Origin of the sequence: Streptomyces sp. NBC_00285, from assembly GCF_036174265.1 — a bacterium.
Taxonomy (GTDB): domain Bacteria; phylum Actinomycetota; class Actinomycetes; order Streptomycetales; family Streptomycetaceae; genus Streptomyces.
The window spans coordinates 8431239-8452610 of record NZ_CP108055.1; the positions used below are offsets into that span (position 1 = coordinate 8431239).

The following is a 21372-nucleotide window of genomic DNA, read 5'->3' on the forward strand; positions in this document are numbered from 1 at the left end:
CGGGATGCGGAGGAACACGGGGCGTGGACGGGGTCGTGACGGAGCGGTCCGGCGGCACGAGAGACTGGGGCCATGGATGTCGCTCGCAGGAACAACGTCACGGTCACCGGCAACCCCGGGGGCCGGACGGTCGTACTGGCCCACGGCTTCGGATGTGACCAGAACATGTGGCGGCTGACGTTGCCCGCCCTCGTCGACCACTACCGGGTGGTGCTGTTCGACTACGTGGGTGCGGGCCGCTCGGACCTGTCCGCGTTCTCGGAGAAGCGTTACTCGTCCCTCGACGGGTACTCCCAGGACGTGGTGGACATCTGTGAGGAACTCGACCTGTGTGACGCGGTCTTCGTCGGGCACTCGGTCAGCGCGATGGTCGGGGTGCTGGCCGCCGACCGGGCGCCCGAGCGCATCGGAGCGCTGGTCATGATCGCCCCGTCGCCGCGCTACATCGACGACGACGGCTATCGGGGCGGGTTCAGTGAACAGGACATCGACGAGCTCCTCACCTCCCTGGAGTCCAACTATCTCGGCTGGTCGGCCGTGATGGCGCCGGTGATCATGGGCAACGCCGAGCGGCCGGAACTGGGGGAGGAGCTGACGAACAGCTTCTGCGCCACCGATCCCGACATGGCGCGCGTCTTCGCTCACACCACGTTCCTGTCGGATTCGAGGGACGACCTGAAGACCGTGAAGGTGCCGACGCTGGTACTGGAATGCACCCAGGACGCCGTCGCCCCCCGAGAGGTCGGCGCCTACGTCCACCAGGCGATCCCCGGTTCGGCCCTGGTCACGCTCGACGCGACCGGGCACTGCCCGCACCTGTCGGCGCCCGAAGCCACCAACGAGGCGATCACCGCCTTCCTGGCCCGACTGAGGTGATGTGCCGCATCGGACAGCAACCCGACCCCCAGGACTCTGAGGGCGCCAGATCGTCGGATGCGGCATTCGCCGCGCTGCTGGAGGACAGTGCGGAAGAGCTGTACGACAACGCACCGTGCGGATACCTGTCCACGCTGATGGACGGCACCATCGCCAGGATCAACTCGACGCTGCTGGGCTGGCTCGGCCTGCGGCGCGAGGCGGTGGTGGGCCGGATGCGGTTCACCGACCTGCTCACCGTGGGCGGCAGGCTCTACCACGAGACCCACTTCGCGCCACTGCTGCGGATGCAGGGCAGTATCAGCGGCATCGCCCTGGAGACCAGACGGGCCGACGGCGGCCGTATCCCGGTCCTCGTCTCCTCCGTGGTCAAGCACGGCAGCACCGGCGAACCCCAGCTGATCCGCACCACCGTCTTCGACGCCCGGGACCGCCGGGCCTACGAGGAGGAACTCCTGCGCGGCCGGAAAACGGCCGAAGAAGCACGCAGACGTTCCGAGGCGGACCGGGCCCGGCTCCAGGAAGCCCTCGCCGTGCTCCAGCAGTCACTGCTGCCCGCCACCCTGCCGGCGGTACCCGGGATGGAAGCGGCCGCTCACTACCACACCGCCTCTCCCGACCGGCTCGGCGGCGACTTCTACGACGTCTTCCCCATCGACGGCACCCGCTTCGCCTTCTTCCTCGGAGACGTGTGCGGCAAGGGCCCCCAGGCCGCCGCGGTCACCTCCCTGACCCGCTACACCCTGCGCGCCGCAGCTCTGCACGACCCCGACCCCGTCGCCGCCCTGTCGACCCTCAACACGGTGCTTCACGAGCGGTACACCGGCAGCGGTGACCCCCGCTACTGCACGACCGTCTTCGGCACCCTCGAACCGGGCCCCGGTACCGGGCAGATCACCGTCCGCCTCGCCGCGGGCGGCCACCCGCCCGCCCTCGTCCTGCGTGCCGACGGCACCGCCGGCTACCTGCCCACCCCCGGCGGCTTCCTCGTCGGTGCCCTGCCCGACGCGACCTTCGTCACCGCCACGACGGTCCTGGCCCCCGGCGACACGCTTCTGCTCTACACGGACGGTCTCACCGAAGCCCGTACCGGCGAGGCCCGCGGGAGCCGCTACGGGGACGAGGCCCTGCTGGCCTTCGCCACCACTCAGGCGGGTACACCCCCGCAGGTCGTCATCGACGCCCTGACCGCCCTGCTGGACGGCTTCGGCGACGGCCTCGATGACGACACCGCACTCCTGGCCCTCGGCGTCCCGACCCGCAGACCCGCGACGGAGAGCACGCGATCCGCGCGCCGACACCGATGAACGCATGATGAGCCCGCTGAAACGGGAGTGCACGCGGTGAGCGCGCTGACAGCGGAGAGCACACGGTGAACCCCCTGATACGGAAGAGCACGTGATGAACCTGGTGACAGCGGAGAGCACGCGATGAGTCCGCTGGAGATCGCCGTCCGGGAGGCTGCGAGCGGTCCTGTTCTGGAGATCACCGGCGAACTCGACTACACGAGCGCCGGCGAACTGCGGACAGCGCTCGCCACCGTCACGGTCCGACCGGGCCTGCGGCTCGTCCTGGACCTCGCCGGCATGACGTACTGCGACTCCAGCGGCATCACCGCCCTGCTCGCCGCCCGCAACCACGCCCTCGCCGCCCGGGCGGACATCGCCCTCGCCGCCGTCCCCGCCGACACCGTGCGCGTCCTGGGCATGGTCGGCCTCGACCAGGTCTTCCCCCTCCACCCTGACACCGCCACGGCCACCGACCCCTGAGCCATGACGACTCGTCCGCCGAGGCCGGAGCAATCGTGCTTCATCCGGACAAGGTGAGCCCGCTGGTCTCCCGGGCCAACGGCACCGCACAGGATGCCGATTCCCTGCGCATTCCCTGCGCCGACGAGGTGTGTCGGGCGCGGACTCCCGCCTCTGACCAGGGAGGACGGCTGTATCAGGTGAGGGCGGGCAGATCCGGGGAAGAAGATGCGGCAGCCGACAGGAGGTTGCCGTGGAGGGTGGAGATCTGGAACTGGGCGAGCTGCTGGCCGCTGCGGAAGCGGCCCCGCCCGGTGAGTCCGTGGACGTGGTGGCACGCGACCTGCAAAAGCGCTTCGGCGCGGAGCGGGTGTCCTTCCTGTTCGTCGACCTCATCGGCCGGCGGCTGGTACGGCTGACCGCGATCGGCGCTGACCCCGACGACCCTGACGACGGCGGGCCGATCGACCTGCAGGGCAGCGTCCACGAACAGGTCCTGCGCAGCCAGCGCCAGCATGTGGAACCGGACGGCCAGGGCGGCCGGAGGGTCATCACGCCGGTCACCAACCGCGGCGACTGCCTGGGTGTCCTGGAAGTGACCCTGCAGTGCGCCGACGACACCGTGCTGCGTCAGGTACGTGACGCGGCCCACGCGCTTGCCTACATCATCGTCACGGACGGGCGGTTCACCGACCTGTACCACCTGGGCCGGCGCACCACCAAGACCAGTCTGGCCGCGGAGATCCAGCACCAGCTGCTGCCTTCCTCGCCATGCTGCGAGGCATCCCAGTTCACGCTGGCCGCCGGACTGGTCCCGGCCGACGACATCGGCGGCGACACCTACGACTACACCGTGGACCGCGACACCCTGCACCTGTCCATCACCGACGCGATGGGCCACGACACCAACTCCGCGCTGCTGGCCACCCTGCTGGTCGGCGCGCTGCGCCAGTCCCGCCGCAGCGGCTGCGACGCCCTCAGACAGGCCCGCGACGCCCACCAGGCCCTGCTCGGTCACAGCCGCGGGCTGGCCACCGGTCAGCTGCTCTGCGTCGACCTGGCAACGGGCCTGTGCGAACTGGTCAACGCCGGCCATCCCTGGCCGCTCCTGCTCCGCGAGGACACCGTCGAGGAGGTCAAGCTCGCGGTCAACCTGCCCTTCGGTGTGGCAGCACCCTCCTCCTACCAGCTGCAGCAGCTGCAACTGCGCCCCGGAGACCGGCTGATCCTGCTCACCGACGGCATGCAGGAACGCGGTGCCGCGGCCGCCGACCTGGCAGGAGTCATCCACGACACCCGCGCGCTGCACCCGCGAGACGCTGTCAGGGCCCTGACCGCCGCGGTCCTCGACGCCTGCCACGGCAGCCTCAAGGACGACGCCACCGTCCTGATGCTGGACTGGCACGGCGATCACCGACGACCGGACGAAACCGGACGGGACCCGCAGCACTGACCACGCCCCAGGGGGCTACGGCATGAGGCAGGCCGAAGCCGAACCCGCGGGGCCGGGCGCCGGCAGCCGGACACGGCAGCGCACCGGCGGTTCGCCGCCCCTCGCCGCACCATCCCGGGCTGGGCACCTACGTCGACCGCGCCCGAACATCGTGCGCGGCATGCATGGGGGCACGCTGCGGCGGGCACTCGCGGGCGAAGAAGGGAAGCAGACGGGTGGTGCTGGTGGGGTCGCAGGCCGAGGACGGGGACTGTACCGAGCGTGATGCCGACCCGACGCGTGCCTGCATCGTCCTGACCGGAGGCGACGGATGCATCGCCCAGGCCCGGCGCCACGCCGCCGACTTCCTCACCCGGCTCCAGGACAAGCACGGCCTGGACGTCTCCGAGCACACCGTGGGCATGACCCAGCTCGTCGTCAGCGAGTTGGTCACCAACGCTCTCAAGTACGCCCCCGGACCAGTCCTCATGGAACTGCGCATCGCCGGCGCCCAGGTGGAGATCACCGTCCGGGACAGCAGTCCCGGCCTGCCGAGCCTGCAGGCCACCGACCCCGACCCCGACCGCGTCGGCCGGCACGGCCTGGAGATCGTCAGGGCCGTCGCCCAGCACCTCGACATCCGACGGGAGCCGGGCGGCAAACGCATCACCGCCCGGATCACCCTGACGGACATCCCGGGTACCGGCACCGCCGACCGCGATGTGCCGTAGCGGTCGGCGACCTCGAACCTCGACAGCGACTCCTCCTCGAAGAGACCATTCGGGCATGGAGTTCCTCTGCTACCACCGAGATCGGCCCGGCTCCGCGGCACTGCGCGATGAACTGACGGAAGAACACTGGGCCTATATGGACCAGTACGCGAAGGAGATGATCGCCCGGGGCCCGACCTTCGCCGACGACGGCGTGACACCCACCGGAAGCGTGCACATCGTCGACCTGCCCGATCCCGCGGCGGTCCGCGCGTTCGCCTTCGACGAGCCCAACTACCAGGCCGGCGCGTACCGGGACGTGCTGGTGCGACGGTGGCGCAACCTGCTGGGGCGCACCATGTGGGACTTTCCCGGCGGCCGGACCGGCGGCAACCGGTACCTGGTGCTCGGCCTCGGCACGGGACCGGCCGCCGACCTGGCGGTGCCGCCCGACCAGGACGAACTGATCGCCTATGGGCCGCTGTTGTCCGACAGCGGAGCCATCTGGCTGGGCACGGCGGCGTTGCTCCGGGCACCGGACCCGGACACGGCACGCGCCCTCCTCACCCCGGCCCGGTACGCCGACATCGAGGTGCACGACTGGCAGTTCGGCGGACGGCCGTCATGACCCGAAGACGTCCGGGAACGCGCGTGCCGTGGCCGGATGGCGGGCCCGGCCGCTGCTTCCGAAGCGGAGCGTGATGTCGAACGCGCCCTGGAGCCGCCGCCAATCCACCCGTTGACCCCAGGGCGGATGCAGGGCGGATCGGAGAGGGGCGACCTCGTGCGTGCGGATCGTACGAGCGAGGTCGTGCCGCGCGGCATCCGGTGAAGGCGGTGAACGGCACGGACGGTGAAGCGATCAGTACTCCAGCTCGGGGCGCAGCGGGCCGCCGACCATGTGGAGGTGCCGCACTACCTGGGCGTAGGAGTGGAAGAGCCCGGTCTCGTGGTAGGCGATGTCGTGCCGGGTGCAGTACGTGCGCACGAGTTCCTGGGCATGGCGCAGGCTGGGGCGCGGCATGGAGGGGAACAGGTGGTGTTCGATCTGGTAGTTGAGCCCACCGAGTGCGAAGTCGACGAACCGGTGGCCGCGGATGTTCCGTGAGGTCAGTACCTGCCGACGCAGAAAATCGATCTTGTCGTCCTTGGCGAACATCGGCATGCCCTTGTGGTTCGGGGCGAACGAGCACCCCATGTAGAGCCCGAACAGCCCCTGGTGCACGAGCAGGAAGCACACGGCCTGGACGGGGGACAGGACCAGGAAAAGAGCGGCGAGGTAGCCGCCGAGATGCGCCGTCAGCAGTCCTGCGTCGGCCAGCTTGGTCTTCCGCGAGGTCGCGGCGCCGTTGCGGTCGAACAGCGCTCGTACGCCGGCGACGTGCAGGGCGAGCCCTTCCAGGAGCAGCATCGGGAAGAACAACCAGGCCTGGTGACGCGCCAGCCAGGCGTACGCCCCGCTGCGGATGCGGGCGTGTTCCTGGGTGAAGGCGATCGCGCCGTCGGCGATGTCGGGGTCCCGTCCGACGTGGTTGGGGTGGGAGTGGTGCCGGTTGTGCTTGGCGATCCACCAGCCGTAGCTGAGGCCGATCAGCAGGTTGGTGTGCACGCGGCCGAGCACGTTGTTGACGCGTTTGGAGGCGGCGATCTGGTGGTGTCCGGCGTCGTGACCGATGAATCCGGTCTGCGTGAACATCGCTGCGAGGAAGGCGGCGGTGAGCAGCTGCCACCACGACTGCCCGATCAGCATGAACGCGGTCCAGCCGGCGGCCAGCAGCAGCAGGTTCGCGCCGACCTTGACGCAGTAGTAGACCGGTCGTCGCCTCAGCAGCCCGCTCTGCCTCACCTCACGGCACAGCGCGGCGTAGTCGCTGCCCCGGCTGCCGGGCGGGGGCTTGGTCGTCTCGGCGTGGTGCGCCGGATCGGGGCTCCGGTTGCTGACGTCAGTGGTCACAGTGTTCCCTTCGGGACGTACGGGACCCGCCCACGGCGCGAGGGAAGGGGAGGTGCGCAGGATGCCGCACGCGTCGGGAATCCTGTGGGAGCAGCCCGGGCCAGGGTCCGCGGTGCGGGTCTGCCTCGGGAGGTGCCTTTTCAGAACGGGCGGACCGGGTCGGCCTGCATGCCCTCGGGGCTCTGGCCGACGGTGATCACGCCACTCCGGGCTGTTCGTCGCCGGCCGTCGAAGAACACCCCTGTACGACGAAACGCCCGCTGTCACGATTCCGCGGGCGCTTTCACGTTCGCACACGTCAACTACAACCACTGAGCCCAACGTGCGCGGTGCCGGGAAGGTTCCCGGCAGGTGGACGGGTCCGGAGGGGGAGTACGGTTGCGGCACCGGGCGCACCTCGCGTTTCGGCGTCGCCCTCGGGCAGGGCACAGGCCGACGTACCTCGGATCCGGCCGGAAATGAGCGCACCATGCCTCCAGGCCCGCACCGTCACGCTGTCTTCCCTGTCCGGTCCCGCGCAGCGCGGTAGCGGATTTCCCGGCTTCCGGGTCGCCCCGATGCGTCAGGACATCACACGCACGGACCTCGACCGCCCAGCACGGCTCGACCGCTCGGCACGTCCGGACCGTTCCCCACGGCCGGACCGTTCAGCACGGCTCCGAACCGATCAAGAGGATGCGGGACGCATGTATTCACAGGACTCGATCTCCGGCCACCGCCGTGGCCGTCCCGAACCGACCGCGGAGACGCTCTCCGGACTGGCCTGCCTCATCTGCGGCACCGACTACCGCGACGCACGCGGCAACGCACCCGTGCCGGAGGCGGTGGTGGTCTCCCACCGTGACGGCAAGCAACTCCTCGCCTGCCACGGGACGTGCGCACGCATGGCGAGCGGGTCGGTCGACGGCCTGGACGAAACACCCCTCCCGCTGGCCGAACGCGTTCGCAGGCACGGGGCCGGCGGCTCCTGACCCGGACATCGGGCAGTCACAGCAAGTACGTCGAGCACGTCGAGCACGAAGCCAACGAAATGATGATGAAGCGCATGAGCCTGATGAGTCTCGGAGTCTTCGCCTCCTCCCGCAAGGAGAACGAGTTCCGCCTGCCGTTGCACCCCGCCCACCTCGACCGGATCGCCCCGGACATACGCGAGAGAATCTTCCTCGAACACGGCTACGGCCAACGGTTCGGCGTCGCTGACGACACGCTCGCACCGCTCGTGGCGGGCTTGCGCTCCCGTGAGCAGCTCGTCGCCGAGTGTGACGTACTGCTGCTGCCCAAACCCATGTACGCGGACGTCGCCGCACTGCGTGAGGGCCAGGTGCTGTGGGGATGGCCGCACTGCGTGCAGGACGAGAAGCTGACCCAGCTCGCCATCGACCGACGGCTGACCCTCATCGCCTGGGAGGCCATGAACCACTGGACGGCCGCGGGCGTCTTCAGCGTCCATGTGTTCCACAAGAACAATGAGCTCGCGGGCTACTGCTCGGTGTTGCACGCACTGCAGCTCGGCGGGCTGACCGGCAGCTACGGCCGGCGTCTGCGCGCTGTGGTCATCAGCTTCGGCGCCACGGCGCGTGGAGCGGTCACGGGCCTCGGAGCCATGGGCGTCTCCGACGTCACGGTGCTCACCCAACGCGCCGCGGCGGCTGTGGCCTCGCCGATGCCGTCGGTCGTGATGGGGCATTTCGAGGAGAGGGAGGACGATGCGTCGCGCCTGCAGGCCGTCACACCGGCGGGTTCCGTACCGATGGGGGAGTACCTGGCCGGATTCGACATCATCGTCAACTGTGTCCTGCAGGACACCGACGCGCCGCTGATGTTCGTCACCGACGAGGAACTCGCCCTGTTCCGGCCGGGCTCGTTCTTCATCGACGTCGCCTGCGACGAGGGCATGGGCTTCGCGTGGGCACGTCCGACCACCTTCGGTGACCCGATGCCCACGGTCGGACCGGACTGCCACTACTACGCGGTGGACCACAGCCCGTCCCACCTGTGGAACTCGGCCACCTGGGAAATCAGCGAGGCGCTCCTGCCGTATCTGCGCAAGGTCATGAGCGGGCCCGCGGCATGGGATGCCGACACCACGGTCAGAAAGGCCATCGAGATCCGCGACGGCGTAGTCCAGAACCCGAAGATCCTCTCCTTCCAGCACCGGACAGCGGCCTACCCCCACGCTCCCGAGACCCCGGTCCCCGCCCCGGTGCCGCACTCCGTCGCGCAGCCGACCTGACCCACCCCGGACGGTGGCCGAGACGCGTCCCACCAGGAGTCGGAGTTCGTCGAAGTCGCCCTGTTCCGAGGCGAGTCGGACGAGCTCATCGGCGGCGTCGGAGTTGCCCGCCTCCGTGGGACGACGCAGCTCGGTCAGCTCGCCGAGTTCGCTGACGGAGTCCGCGTGGCGTGCGGGGTGGGAGGCTGAACGGTGGTTCTGCCAGGCTGATGGGGAGTCACGGCAAACAGTTCCTCCAACTCCCGCTACGCTCCCGCCTCATGGGAACACCCTGAGCCTCCATTGTCGCCGGGTCGACGGCCGTCTTCAGCGCGGTCGCCACCGGGGGCGCGTGGCTGGCGGCGCGCCGTGCGAACGCCACCGCGGACACGGTTGCGCGCATCGAACGGGACCGTTGGCACGCCGACCTGCTGCCGCAGTTCAGCGTGAGGATCGAGATGGGTGAGGGCGACCGGGCGACGCTCAGCGTCCGGCTCGTTGGCCCGCTTCCGCTGTGCCATCTCGACGAGATCCGAGTCGAGGTCGCGCAGAGCGACGACATGGACTACACGCCCCGGCTCGCTGGGGGACCGACCGAGGAGCAGGTGGCTGCCCAGGTGTGGGGACCGCTGCGGTTCGTGCCCGGCTCCGACGGCGCGGACCGGAACGGGCATACGGTCGTCCCGTTCGCTCTCGCCGTGGGCAGGGGACGGCCGTTCGCGCTGGAGCGCACGCGCTCACCCCTCTGGTGGGACGGCAACGACCGGGAGGAACGGTGGCGGGACAAGTGGCTCAACCTGCCGATGCGCCTGGTCCTCACCTGCCGTCGAGAAGGTTTCGAGCTGTGGACGGTCCCGTACGAGGTGGACGTGCCGGAGGCACCGCGGGTGCGGTTCGTCGGTTGACCCTGGCGGGTGTACACGGCAAGGACTCGTCGGAAGAGCGAGGCCGTCGGCAACGCGCTCACCTGCCCGCCTGGCCGCTGGGGTCGGAGGCCGACTGCTCTTGGCCCTGAGCCGCTGCCTGCGCCTGCATTGCCTGAAGCCTTCCCGCGTCACACCGACGAGGAACGGCACGGACAGCGTGATCCTCTCCAGCATGAACGGCACGGCGCCACCCACGATGAAGGCCGGCCACGGTGTCATCGCCTCGTCAACGTAGGCCGTGATGGCGGCGGAACCTACGAATCCCACCGCCACGCTGAGGCCCGCGGCGATCAGATAGGCCAAGACTCCGGGGGAATCGTCGTCACCGGCCGCGTTCTGAGGTGCGGGTGCGGCCTTGGGGTCGTTCAGACTCGGCGCGCCCTGCGACAGGTGGCCAGGGCGGGGAGGCGGCAGCACGGCCGGGCGTCGCCGGACTGTCCAACCGCAAACCAACCACGAACAGCCAGGCCGCGCGGACATCGGGGCGCACCGAACGGCTCTCCTTCGCTCGGACTTGCGCGCGAAAACCGATCGGTTTACGATGAGGGAGACCGATCGGCTTCTCGTCGCGGAGGCGGGTGAGTCTCGAACCCCATTACCCAGGAGTGCGGATGGCTGCGCCGTTGCGACGCCGAAGGGCAACCGCCCAGTACTCCAGTGCGGTTTCGTGATCTATTCGACAGGTCTGTCGGCGGATCGTCCTCGATAGTGGCTGGGGCGGGCTGTTGCCTGGTGGTGTCTGCGCCAGTTTGACCAGTGCAACTCTGGCCTCGGTGTGGCGTTGGTCGACGAGGCTGGGCGCCGCGCGGGGCCAAAAAGGTGTACCCAACGGCGCCGGAGGCGTACTCAGATTCCCGCAACCTCATTCTTCACCTGAGCGCTGGAAGCGCGTTCTTCAAAGTCGGTCTCCGAGATGGCGCAAGTCGCGACCGACGTCATCATCATCATCAACAATGCATGCGGCCTGCTGTCGGTGCCCCGCGCCCGCCTAGAGCAGCGAACGCCAGTTTCCTGATACCGGAGAGGGTATTTGTAATGACTGCGAATTCGCAGAAGAAGTTCTACGCCCTGAACATGTTTGACGTGTCCGACTTGGAGAAGTACCTCGCGTACTTCCGCCGTTTGCCTGAAGTGGCTCCGCAATATGGTGGCCGAATGGTGGCGTTTGGTCGTTTCCGGGACAACGTGGCCGGTGACCTCGCGCCACGGCAGGTTCTGTTTGCCGTCGAATGGGAGTCCGAAGAGGCGTTCAACAGGTTCCGGGACGCTCCGGACTTGGCCGACTTCCATTCGCTGCGGGAGAACGGGACGACGTCCTATGTCTGGCAGACGTTCGATGGTCTCGATATGAGTGACCCCGCCAACGTTTCGCTCGACGATGTACTGGCGGTGCTCAAGCCTTAAAACCCGCATTGCTACGGAGAGCGTTTCGCTTCCTGGCCTGGCCGAGAGGCATCGCCCGGAGTGTAGTTGGCTGATGGCGTGTCAGGGGCGGTCTTGGCGGACCGCCCCTCCAAGGAGTCGATACCAGAACTGGCCGCGGTGCGATCCGGGCAGTCTCCCAACGTGATCGACGACCTTGCGGACACGACCTTGCGGCGTTGGCAAGAGGGCCGGGGGCGTCACGCAAGACTTCCTCGACGGGCGCTCGGTCGTCGCTCACACCTCCAGCACCAACCGCTCTCCTTCCGGTGCACGCGAGACGCAGGGCAGCATGGCGCCGGCCGCTCGTTCGGTGGCGGTGAGCCGGCGGTCACGGTGATCGACGTGGCCCTGGGCCACCCGTACCCGGCAGGTTCCGCAGAACCCCTGGCGGCAGGAGAAGGGCAGGTCCGGCAGGGCCTCCTGGAGAACATCCAGGGCGGAGCGGTCGTACGGCACTGGCAGAACCCGTCCGGTGTCGCCCAGTTGGAGTTCGAAGGGACGGCCGTCCTTGATCGGGGCCGGGGCGAAACGCTCGAAGTGCAGGGCGGACGCGCGGCTGTCACCGAACGCGCGCCGAACGCCGTCGATCATGGGCGCGGGCCCGCAGCAGTACACCGCACCCGCCGCCGGGCTCAAGTTCAACAGATCGGCTGTTTCGGGCGCGCCGGACTCGTCGTCAGGACGGATGGAGACCCGGTCAGGGGCTGTGGCCGCGAGTTCGGCCAGTTCTGCCGCGAAGGGCATCGAGCCGCGGCTGCGGCCGGTGTGCACGAGCCGCCAGTCCAGCCCGCGGCGGGCGGCTTCTCGGGCCATCGGCAGGATGGGGGTGATGCCGATGCCGCCCGCGATGAGCAGGATGGATGCCTCGGCGGCGAAGGGGAAGGCGTTCCGGGGCCCGGTGATGGCGACCCTCATACCCTCCCCGAGAGTGTCGTGTACCTCGGCCGAACCGCCTGCCCCGTTGGCGATGCGGCGCACCGCGATGCGGTACCGGTACCGGTCGGCGGGGTCGCCGCACAGGGAGTACTGCCGCCTGCGGCTGGAGGGCAGGTGCAGTTCGATGTGGGCGCCGGGCTGCCAGGGCGGGAGCATTGCCCCGTCGGGTGCTGCCAGCCGCAGGGAGACGACGTCCTCGGCCTCTTGGTGTTTGGCGGCGACCACCAGTTCCCGGATCACGGGCATCTCGGTGGCCGGCGGGCGCCTAGGGGGCTTGCTGCGCCGCGCGAGGCGCGTGACCGCGTTGTCGCTGAACGCCGCCAGCTTCCGCATGAAGGCGTCGCTGCGCGGTCTGCCGTACAGGTCCGGCGGCCGGGTGAGGGGTGTGCTGACGTCCATGGCATTCCTCGCTGGTCGCCGGGTCACTGGGCAGCCGCTCGGGCAGCGGGGGACGCCGCCAGGTAGGCGACCGCCAGCTGGGTCGAGCCCTCTTGCGTCGGGTGGTAGCCGGGGCGGAAGTAGCGCAGCACCGAGCGGGCGAACGAGCCCGGCGGGGGCAACAGGTCCTTGTGGGCCGCGGTCAGGTAGTCGCGGAAGCGGACCTTGACCCGGTCGTCGAGTTCGGGGTCGGTGCTCATCAGGAAGCGGACTCCGCGGATCCACAGCCGGGTCAGCACCGGAGCGGTGACGAGCATGCCGACCATTCGGCGCCGGTAGCGGGGATCGAGGTGCACCAGCAGGTCGAACGCGACCGAGCGGTGTTCGACCTCTTCCGCGCCGTGCCAGCGGAACAGATCGAGCATCGCGGGGTCCGCGCCGGCCTGGTCCAGGCGCCTGTTGCTGAGAATCCAGTGACCCATGTACGCGGTGAAGTGCTCGAAGGCCGCTATGAGGGCGAGTCGTTGGAGGAGGTGCGCGTGGGTGGCGGCCGGTGTCAGCTCCGGCCGGTCTCCGAGCACCCTGCGGAAGATCCATTCGGACTGCAGGGTGTACGGAGCCGGGTCCAGCCCCTTGGCGAGAAGGTGCTCCAGGACCTCCTGGTGCGCCTCGGCGTGCATCGCTTCCTGGCCGATGAAACCGCGTACGTCCTCGCGCAGCCGGTCATCGGTGATCAGTGGCAGTGCCTGCTCGAAGGTGCGCACGAACCAGCGTTCGAGTTCGGGGAGCATGAGGTGGAGCACATCGAAGGTGTGGGTCGCGAAGGGCTCACCCGGCAGCCAGTGCAGCGGGGTGGCGCCCCAGTCGAAGGTGACGTCCCGGGGTTGCAGCACCAGGTCGTGGTGGTCGATGGGCTCGGACGGACGCTCCGGGTGGGCATGTGCGGCTCGGAACATGGCAGGTTCCTCCGTCAGCGGTCGGTGTGTGCGAAGGGGCGGTCGGGCAGTCGTCCAGTACTGCCGGTCTGTTGGGCTGTCAGATCGGGTGCGCGGTGCGGTCCGGAGTGTGAGTGCAGCGGGAGCCGTCTTCGATGCGGTGGGCGAATTCCGCGATCCGGGACGCGATCTCCTCGGGGTGGCTGAGCTGTACCCAGTGCCCGGCGTCGATGGGGCGCCGCTGTATCCGGCCCGTCCAGTGCTCCACTCCGTACGACAGCACCGGGGTGACGCAGAAGTCGCGGGTGGGGATGATGAGTTGAACCGGGACGGTGGTTCGCCGGTCCCGGGGACGCAGCAGGCGGGGCAGCATGTTGGCGCGGTACAGCGCGGTGCCGGATACGGCGTCGCGGGCCAGCGTCTGCGCGGGGTAGGGGGTGTCCCTGGGCACGCCTTGGGAGCCGGTGAGGAAGGTGCGCCAGCGGTGTCCCAGTGCTCGCCAGGTCAGGGCGGGCAGGAGCGGGAAATGGAAGTAGGCGATGTACCAGGACCGTGCGGCCTGCCGCAGCATCTTCGGCAGATCCGGATGCCGCGGCCGGAGGCGGGCCCGGATCAGGTGGCCGACGTGGTCCAGGCAGGGTCCGGAGATGGAGGTGAACGAGGCGATCCGTCCGGCCAGGCGGGTGCCGGTGACCGACTCCCAGGAATGGATCGATCCCCAGTCGTGTCCGACCAGGTGCACCGGACGATCGGGGCTCACGGCGTCGAGGACCGCCTCCAGGTCGGCTTCCAGACGGGACATCCGGTAGGCGCGCAGACCCCTGGGCCGGTGGGAGGCTCCGGCTCCCCGCACGTCGAAGGCGGTGACGTGGAAGCGGTCGGCCAGGCGCTCGGCGACGGGGTGCCACACGGCGCTGGTGTCCGGATAGCCGTGGACCAGCACCACCGGAGGAGCCGTGGACGCTCCCCATTGATAGGCGGCCAACTCCACGCCGTCCGCGCCGTCCACGGCGATCCGGCGGGCGGCCGGGCCGGTCATCGGCCACCGCTGGCAGGGGTCAACTCGCCGTAGTTCAGGCCGCCGTGGAAGAAGCTGGGCAGCACCGGCCAGTGCCGCTTGAAGGGGGCCAGCTCCGAGGAGGGCAGGATCTGCAGCCAGCGCGGATCGCGCCGGCTGGGGTCGGCGAGGGTCTTCTCCTTGACCATGGAGTCGTACTGGTCGAGAGAGTCCTCCAGAGTGTTGGCGTTGGGGACCACCTCATGGCCGTAGAACGCGGCGTGACGGCGCACCCCGGGGATGCGGGAGAGCTCGGGCTGCCAGTTGTCGGCCGAGATGCCGTTCTCGGAGGAGACCCACACCCCGTCGGGAGTGTTCAGCACCAGGGAGTGGTTGCCGTCCGTATGGCCCGGGGTCCACAACAGGCTGACGCCGACACCGAGTTCGACATCGCCGTCGAATGCGGTGACGCGCTCGTCCGGTACCCCGTCCATGCCTCCGTCGACGTACCAGGCCCACTGCATCGGATGCACCGATTCGAAGGTGCCCAGCTCCCTGCGGTGCACCAGCAGCCGGGCGCGCGGGAACAGGGCTTCGCGGGGCGCCCGTTCGCCCGGAATCGTGCTGGTACTTCCCATGATCATGCGCACGTCCTGGACGTGCAGGTGGTCGAAGCTGACGAAGTCCACGTCCTCGGGTCGCAGACCGCAGGAGGGCAGGACGGTGTTCGGGTCCTGGTAGAAGCGGGCGAAGACGTGCTCGGTGAGAAAGTCCCCCGCCAGCCGCTTGAGCTGGGCGTAGAACGGCGCTTGAGCCGTTCCGGCGGCGACGGTCGGCTCCCACACCAGTGTTTTCGGCTCACCGTCGAAGCCGTCGAACTGCACGACGAGCATCCGGTTGACGATGCTCACGAACGGGTTGACGGCGAGTGCGGCGCCGTGGAAGCCGAACCGGGTCGGGTACGGGGCGGCGGCGATGTCGAAACTGCGGACGGCGTGGATGCGGCCCTGCTGGATGAACCGCTCACGGTAGGAGGCCGCCGCACTGCGCACGGCGCGCAGCCGGTCACCGCGGGGCCATATGTCGTGGACACCCTCGAATTCGGGGATCGGACGCGGAGCGGCGGCGTCCTGGGCCTCGTCCTGAGCCATGGCCTGGGCCTTCTTCGCGCTGGGCGCCGACTTGGGCGTGGTGGTCACGGGCTCATCCTTCGGGCAGGCGGGCGGTCCGGGTGCGCTGCTCGTAGGCCGCGCGGACCGACCGGTCGGACAGGGCGGCGAGCTGGTCGGGGACAAGGAGGTGATGCAGGGCGTCGCGGGCACGGCCCGGCAGCACCGCGGCCAGCCGGGTCAGGGCGGCTATCTGGCGTGGAACGAAGACCTCGAACCGCGGGCGCAGCACGACGTCGAGCACCGCGTCGGCCACCTGATCCGCCGTCAGGCGCCGAGTGGGACCGGTCGCGGTACCCACGGCCAGCTCGGTGTCCACGACGCCGGGCATCACCAGGGACACGTGCACGCCGGTGCCGCGCAGTTCGGCGCGGACGGCTGTGCTGTACCCGTGCAGGGCGTGCTTCGTCGCCGCGTAGGTCGCCTCGCCTGCCGGAGCGACCTTGCTGGCGGCGGAGGCGATGTTCACCACGTGGCCGCGCCCGCGTTTCCGCATCCTCGGGATCACGAGTTTCATCCCACGCAGTACGCCGTGGACGTTGACGTCGAACTGGCGCAGGGCGGCTTCCTCATGTTCCTCCTCGAAGGGGCCCACCCACATGATCCCGGCGTTGTTGATCAGTACGTCGATCGGCCCCAGCTCGGTCTCGACCGTGCGCAGGAAGTCATCGAAGGAAGGTGTGTCGGTGACGTCGAGAGACAGCCCGAGCAGTCGGCCACCGGGACGCGCGCCGATGGCGCCGGCCGTCTCCGTGGCAAGCCCCGCGTCGAGATCGCCGATCGCCACGGCGGCTCCGGCCGCGGCGAGCCGGGCTGCCACGGCACGCCCGATCCCGCGGCCCGCCCCGGTGACCGCGATCACTCGGCCGGTCAGCGGTTGTGTGCGGGGGAGCCTGTCGCGGTCTCTCCGGCTGGACGTGTGCGGGTATTTGGGCGGTGCTGCCACGGTCGAGCCCCTTCCTTGCCCTGAGCGCGAGTGGACCGCTGAGCGGCAAGCGGCCCCACACGCTTCTGACACGTTGGCGTGTCAGATGAACTGACAAGCTAGAGTGTCAGTTCGGAGCACACCGGTGTCAACACCTCTGCGAAGGGGAGAAATGACCGGCACACAGACCGCCGGGCGGCGCTACGGCGGACGTGAAGCGGCGCAACGACAGCAGGAGCGCCGCATCCGCCTCATCCAGGCGGGCCTCGACCTGTTCGGCACGTCCGGATACGCCTCGGTCTCCGTCAAGCAGGTGTGCTCGCATGCCGGACTGACCCAGCGCTACTTCTACGAGTCGTTCCGCGACCGCGAAGACCTTCTCGCCGGGGTCTACAACGACCTGATCGCTACGATCAGCGCCGAAACCGCGCAGGCCGCAGCCGCTGCCGCACCCGATATCGACGCCCAACTGCGCGCCGGCCTTGAGGTGTTCATCCGCACACTGGCCGGCGACGCCCGCATGGCCCGCCTGGTGCTCATCGAGGTCGTGGGCGCCAGCCCTCGCCTCGAAGTGCGTCGCCGTGAGGTCCTGCACGAATTCGCCGCAATGGTTGCCGCGGTCGTCGGACCGCTCCCCGCCCCGGAAGCCCCCTCCAGCCGGCTCACCATGACCGCGATGAGCCTGGTCGGCGGAGTCAACGAACTCCTCGTGGACTGGACACTCGGCCACCAGAACGCCACCGTCGATGAACTGGTCGACCTGTGCCACACCCTGTACATCGCGGCCTACCGAGCCATCAGCGATCAGCCCTGACCGCGCAGGCCCGGATTCCTTCAGGCGCGCGATGAACGCAGGTGCGGGGCACCTGCTGGTTTTCGACTGTCGGGCGGGTCTCATACCCGTCATCCATCCGGAAGCGCCGCAGCGCGATCGGGCTGAGCGGCCGCGAACCATGGCGGGCGTCGCGGCGCGGGAGCTGCTGAACGATCGCGGATCACCTGCCGCCTGCGCCTGCTGGCGCGCGCCCCGGGTCCTGGCCCGCGACGGACCCGACCCTGCCGTTGTCGCTGGATGCCTGCACATGCCCAGGCCCGCTGAGTGCCCTGCCCTGCGAGCCAGGTGGCACACCGGATCAGGGGAGGGCTGACGGCATTTTTCCCGCCGGGGCCGGGCTCATGGCGCCCACGGCCCGCGTGACTTGACGCCCTTGCTCCCCGGCATTCGGGGCAAAGCCCGGTGATCGTAAGGGAATTGATGAGCAGCCGGGCGCGGGGGAGGCTGTGGTCTTGTCGGCATCGGCGCCCAGCGGCAGGGCACGATCACCGTTTCCCGGAGCCTCGTCCTGCCGGCCCGGACGCTCGCCGATCTGGTCATTGCCCGTGCGTCGGCGGCTGCCGTGACGGCGTATCCCTGCATCTACATCCGAGGCGTTTCGGGATGGGCCGAGACACGCTTGGCAATCGCCTCGGCAGAGGTGCCGTAGCGGCCCTTGAGCGCGAACTCGCCATCGCAGCGCGGGGATGGCGCTCCCACATCTCTCCTGCCTGCTCATCCGGTGCGTGCCGCCATGCCGGCGGGCGCCGGTCGGCTCGGCCTGAAGCCGGCCTGTGACGTGCCCCGGGATCAGTTCCCTGCTTGAGAGCTTGCGCACTGGAAACCGAACGGTTTACAGTGAGGCAAGGCGAAACCGATCGGTTTCCTTCAAGGGTTCGGGAGTGCATGATGACGACAAATCGACCGGTGGCCCTCGTGACGGGCGCCTCCTCCGGCATCGGCAAGCAGACCGCGCTCGCGCTGGTCGCGGCGGGTTTCGAGGTGGCCGGTACGGGCCGTGACACCTCACGGGTCGCCCCTCTCCGGGGTGTGACGTTCTTCGACCTCGACGTGGTGAGCGACAAGTCGGTCACCGCGGTGGTCCAGCAGGTGATCGACCGGTTCGGGCGGATCGACGTCCTGGTCAACAACGCGGGCATCGGCTCGATCGGCGCGGCCGAGGAGACCTCCCTCGCGCAGGCCCAGGGCGTCTTCGACATCAACGTCTTCGGGGTCATGCGCATGGTGAGGGAGGTCCTGCCGCACATGCGTGCCCGGGGACGCGGCCGCATCATCAACCTCTCGTCCGTGCAGGGCTTCATCCCCGCTCCCTACATGGCCGTCTACGGCGCGTCCAAGCACGCGATCGAGGGCTACTCCCAGTCCCTGGACCACGAGGTCCGGCAGTACGGCGTCCGCTCACTCCTGGTCGAACCCGCCTACACCAACACCGGGTTCGAGGCCAACAGCGCCAAGCCCGACACCCCCCTGCAGACCTACGCCGACCAGCGGAACGTCTTCGACCGCCTGATGGCGGAGGCGATCCAGAGCGGTGACGACCCCGCCGTGGTCGCCAAGGCGATCGTCACAGCCGCCACCGACACCAAGCCGAAACTGCGCTACGCCGCCGGTCCCATGGCCGGACGCGCGCGCATGCTCCGCTTCGTTCCCGCCTGGGTCCTGGACAAGCAGATCCGCAGCATGAACAAGCTCGCCGGCTGACACCCACCACCCGCAAACCCCGTCCACCCACAAACTCGTTCGCGCCGTTGATACCGGGAGAGACCCATGTCCGAGACGCTGCACTCCGCCGCCGCCACCACCGTGGCGCGCTGGCGCTCCGCCGAGGAACGCGGTGACGTCGACGCCGCGGTCGCGTGTCTGAGCCGGGACGTCGTGCTCAGCTCGCCGCTCACCGACCAGTTCCGCTTCGAGGGAGCTGACCAGCTGCGTGACTTCCTGACCGTGGCGTTCGCGGCGGTCAAGGACGTCCGCTACCACACCCAGACCGGCGAGGGCGACGTATACGCCCTGGTCTACCGGGCGCGGGTGGGGTCCCAGCAGTTCGAGGAGGTGCAGATGCTGCGGCTCGACGACCAAGCACGCATCACGGAGATCACGCTCTTCGGGCGTCCGATGCCGGCCCTCACCGCCCTGATGCACCTCATGGGTCCGGCGCTCGCCCGCCAGCAGGGCCGCCGGGGCCTTGCGGCGCTCATGAGCGTCAGCACTGTACCCATTCACGCGATGGTCTCCTCGGGGGACAGCAGCATGGTCGCGAAGACCCGGCCGACAGCCCGGTAGACCTGAGAGCACCAGGTCCACCGGCCGTTTGGCCCCGTTCCCCTTCCAGGAGTTGGCGGCAGCCGCAGGCGATGTCCCCGGCAGACAGCTTCAGGTCGCAGGAACGCACGAGGTATCTGCCGTCCAGGTGGGCTCCAGCGCGCCCTGACCCCACGGGCGAAGCCGACTCCCGAGAGCGGCTGCTGGAGGCACCGTCCCTCACCGGCCACGGCAACGTCCGGCCAATCCCCCCCCCCACGCGCCGAGGTGATGCGGCAACTCGCCGCGCCTTCCAGGAACTTGACCCAACAGGAGACGCTGCCATGAAACGACGTACGTTCCTTACGGCGACCACCGCGTCGCTGGCCGCCACCCAACTCGCCGGACCCGCCTACGCCTACGCCTCCGCTTCCGGGTCAACAGCCGGTCACTACGAGGTCGTTGCCCGCTTCTGGGGCGCTATGCCGACGGGTGTCACCGTCTCGCGCCGAGGCCGCATCTTCGTCAACTTTCCCCGCTGGGGCGACGACGTCCCGTTCACCGTCGCCGAACTGCGCGGCGGGAAGCCGGTGGCCTATCCCGACGCCGAGGTGAACCGTCAGGACCCCTCAGACCTGGCCGGGCACTTCCAGTCGGTGCAGAGCGTCGTCGTCGACCCGGCCGACCGGCTGTGGATCCTCGACACCGGAAGCCCGGGGTTCGCCGGGTCGTCCTACGGCGGTCCCAAGCTCGTGGCGGTCGACCTGCACACCGACCGGATCGTACGGACGATCCTCTTCCCGCCCGAGGTGGTGCCGGCGAACAGCTACCCCAACGACGTGCGCTTCGACCTGCGACGCGGCGCCCAGGGCACGGCCTTCATCACCGACTCGGGCGGCTCCAACGGCATCATCGTGGTCGACCTCGCCACCGGCCGCTCCCGGCGGCGACTGACCGGGCACCCCTCGGCACTCCCGGACACGCAGTTCCTTCCGGTCATCGAGGGCGAGCCCTTCATGGTCCGCCCCGCGGGCGGCGAACCCACGTACTACGAGACCGGCTCCGACGGCATCGCTCTCAGCGCCGACGGCACGCGCCTCTACTACTGCCCGCTCTCCAGCCGCCGGCTGCACAGCGTGTCCATCGACGCCCTCGCCGATCCGGACGCCACGGACGCCGAGGTGGCGGCGACGGTCGAGGACCTCGGGTTCAAACCGATGGCCGACGGTCTGGAGAGCGACGACAAGGGACGGCTCTACGGCGGCGACCTGGAACACAACGCGATCTGGCGCAGGAGCCCGAACGGCACCTACCGGACCCTCGCCCAGGGTCACGATCTGATCTGGGTCGACACCCTGTCCGTCGCCGCGGACCGGCACCTGTACGCCATCGCCAACCAGCTCAACCGGCTGTCGCCCTTCCACGAGGGCCAGGACCTGCGCCGCAAGCCCTACCTCCTGGTCCGTCTGCCGATCGACGCCGGGCCGGTCAAGCTCGTGTGACCTCGCCGGCCCGCGTCGGGCGGCCGCCTGGGCGGGGGAGCAGTGTGCACCCCGGCCGTACAGCGGGCGGCCTCGACCCGGGCGCGGACCCGGGCGGGGCAGGGCTTGCCGGTGCAGTGCGCGGCGCTGCGGTCGATTTCGGGCAGGCCATGGTCTCCGTACAACTCGACA

Annotated in this window: 20 protein-coding genes; 14 read left to right on the forward strand and 6 right to left on the reverse strand. The window is 69.4% G+C overall.

All coding sequences use genetic code 11. The annotated features are described in order from the left end of the window. Positions 1 to 72 precede the first annotated feature (72 nt). The 6 genes from OHT57_RS38670 (at position 73) to OHT57_RS38695 (ending at position 5394) form a co-directional block, all read left to right on the forward strand. On the forward strand, positions 73 to 876 hold the full coding sequence (locus OHT57_RS38670) for an alpha/beta fold hydrolase (RefSeq protein WP_328751449.1): 804 nt from the start codon (positions 73 to 75) through the stop codon (positions 874 to 876). Beyond that, on the forward strand, positions 876 to 2183 hold the full coding sequence (locus OHT57_RS38675) for a PP2C family protein-serine/threonine phosphatase (protein ID WP_328751450.1): 1308 nt from the start codon (positions 876 to 878) through the stop codon (positions 2181 to 2183). The genes OHT57_RS38670 and OHT57_RS38675 overlap by 1 nt, the downstream gene beginning before the upstream one ends. 123 nt (positions 2184 to 2306) lie before the next feature. Continuing rightward, the gene (locus OHT57_RS38680) at positions 2307 to 2645 is read left to right on the forward strand and encodes an STAS domain-containing protein (protein WP_328751451.1); all 339 of its coding nucleotides are present in this window, start codon (positions 2307 to 2309) and stop codon (positions 2643 to 2645) included. Positions 2646 to 2877: 232 nt separating this feature from the next. Next, positions 2878 to 4077 (forward strand): PP2C family protein-serine/threonine phosphatase, encoded by a 1200-nt coding sequence (locus tag OHT57_RS38685; RefSeq protein WP_328751452.1) that lies wholly within the window; start codon positions 2878 to 2880, stop codon positions 4075 to 4077. A 164-nt stretch (positions 4078 to 4241) separates the two neighbouring features. Next, the gene (locus OHT57_RS38690; protein WP_328751453.1) at positions 4242 to 4787 is read left to right on the forward strand and encodes an ATP-binding protein; all 546 of its coding nucleotides are present in this window, start codon (positions 4242 to 4244) and stop codon (positions 4785 to 4787) included. 55 nt (positions 4788 to 4842) lie between these two features. Next, complete coding sequence (locus OHT57_RS38695; RefSeq protein ID WP_328751454.1) at positions 4843 to 5394, forward strand: YciI family protein; 552 nt, start codon at positions 4843 to 4845, stop codon at positions 5392 to 5394. Between the two features lie 234 nt (positions 5395 to 5628). Here OHT57_RS38695 and OHT57_RS38700 read toward each other — a convergent pair whose 3' ends face one another. Beyond that, positions 5629 to 6720 carry a fatty acid desaturase family protein gene (locus OHT57_RS38700; RefSeq protein WP_328751455.1) on the reverse strand — a complete coding sequence of 364 codons (1092 nt, stop codon included), beginning with the start codon at positions 6718 to 6720 and terminating at the stop codon, positions 5629 to 5631. A 686-nt stretch (positions 6721 to 7406) separates the two neighbouring features. Between OHT57_RS38700 and OHT57_RS38705 the strand changes: the two genes are divergently transcribed. From OHT57_RS38705 to OHT57_RS38720, 4 genes are all read left to right on the forward strand, one after another. After that, positions 7407 to 7691, forward strand: coding sequence for a hypothetical protein (locus tag OHT57_RS38705; RefSeq protein ID WP_328751456.1), 285 nt, complete (start codon positions 7407 to 7409; stop codon positions 7689 to 7691). 74 nt (positions 7692 to 7765) lie between these two features. Beyond that, a complete protein-coding gene (locus OHT57_RS38710) occupies positions 7766 to 8953 on the forward strand; it encodes a N(5)-(carboxyethyl)ornithine synthase (protein ID WP_328751457.1) in 1188 nt (395 codons plus the stop codon). 437 nt (positions 8954 to 9390) lie between these two features. Continuing rightward, complete coding sequence (locus OHT57_RS38715; protein WP_328751458.1) at positions 9391 to 9837, forward strand: hypothetical protein; 447 nt, start codon at positions 9391 to 9393, stop codon at positions 9835 to 9837. Between the two features lie 1056 nt (positions 9838 to 10893). Next, the gene (locus tag OHT57_RS38720) at positions 10894 to 11262 is read left to right on the forward strand and encodes a DUF1330 domain-containing protein (protein WP_328751459.1); all 369 of its coding nucleotides are present in this window, start codon (positions 10894 to 10896) and stop codon (positions 11260 to 11262) included. A 255-nt stretch (positions 11263 to 11517) separates the two neighbouring features. Here OHT57_RS38720 and OHT57_RS38725 read toward each other — a convergent pair whose 3' ends face one another. From OHT57_RS38725 to OHT57_RS38745, 5 genes are all read right to left on the reverse strand, one after another. Beyond that, positions 11518 to 12618, reverse strand: coding sequence for a PDR/VanB family oxidoreductase (locus OHT57_RS38725; protein WP_328751460.1), 1101 nt, complete (start codon positions 12616 to 12618; stop codon positions 11518 to 11520). 23 nt (positions 12619 to 12641) lie between these two features. Beyond that, on the reverse strand, positions 12642 to 13553 hold the full coding sequence (locus OHT57_RS38730) for a metal-dependent hydrolase (RefSeq protein ID WP_328751461.1): 912 nt from the start codon (positions 13551 to 13553) through the stop codon (positions 12642 to 12644). Between the two features lie 79 nt (positions 13554 to 13632). Next, complete coding sequence (locus OHT57_RS38735) at positions 13633 to 14571, reverse strand: alpha/beta fold hydrolase (RefSeq protein WP_328751462.1); 939 nt, start codon at positions 14569 to 14571, stop codon at positions 13633 to 13635. Beyond that, entirely contained in the window at positions 14568 to 15728 is a 1161-nt protein-coding gene (locus tag OHT57_RS38740) for a hypothetical protein (RefSeq protein ID WP_328751463.1), read from the reverse strand. Before OHT57_RS38740 ends, OHT57_RS38735 begins: the two co-directional genes overlap by 4 nt. Positions 15729 to 15732: 4 nt before the next feature. Next, a complete protein-coding gene (locus OHT57_RS38745; RefSeq protein WP_328751464.1) occupies positions 15733 to 16644 on the reverse strand; it encodes an SDR family oxidoreductase in 912 nt (303 codons plus the stop codon). 151 nt (positions 16645 to 16795) lie between these two features. Between OHT57_RS38745 and OHT57_RS38750 the strand changes: the two genes are divergently transcribed. From OHT57_RS38750 to OHT57_RS38765, 4 genes are all read left to right on the forward strand, one after another. Next, the gene (locus OHT57_RS38750; protein WP_328751465.1) at positions 16796 to 17437 is read left to right on the forward strand and encodes a TetR/AcrR family transcriptional regulator; all 642 of its coding nucleotides are present in this window, start codon (positions 16796 to 16798) and stop codon (positions 17435 to 17437) included. A 909-nt stretch (positions 17438 to 18346) separates the two neighbouring features. Then, positions 18347 to 19159 (forward strand): oxidoreductase, encoded by an 813-nt coding sequence (locus OHT57_RS38755; RefSeq protein ID WP_328751466.1) that lies wholly within the window; start codon positions 18347 to 18349, stop codon positions 19157 to 19159. Positions 19160 to 19225: 66 nt separating this feature from the next. After that, complete coding sequence (locus tag OHT57_RS38760) at positions 19226 to 19741, forward strand: nuclear transport factor 2 family protein (protein WP_328751467.1); 516 nt, start codon at positions 19226 to 19228, stop codon at positions 19739 to 19741. Between the two features lie 302 nt (positions 19742 to 20043). After that, positions 20044 to 21201 (forward strand): L-dopachrome tautomerase-related protein, encoded by a 1158-nt coding sequence (locus tag OHT57_RS38765; protein ID WP_328751468.1) that lies wholly within the window; start codon positions 20044 to 20046, stop codon positions 21199 to 21201. Positions 21202 to 21372: the final 171 nt, after the last annotated feature.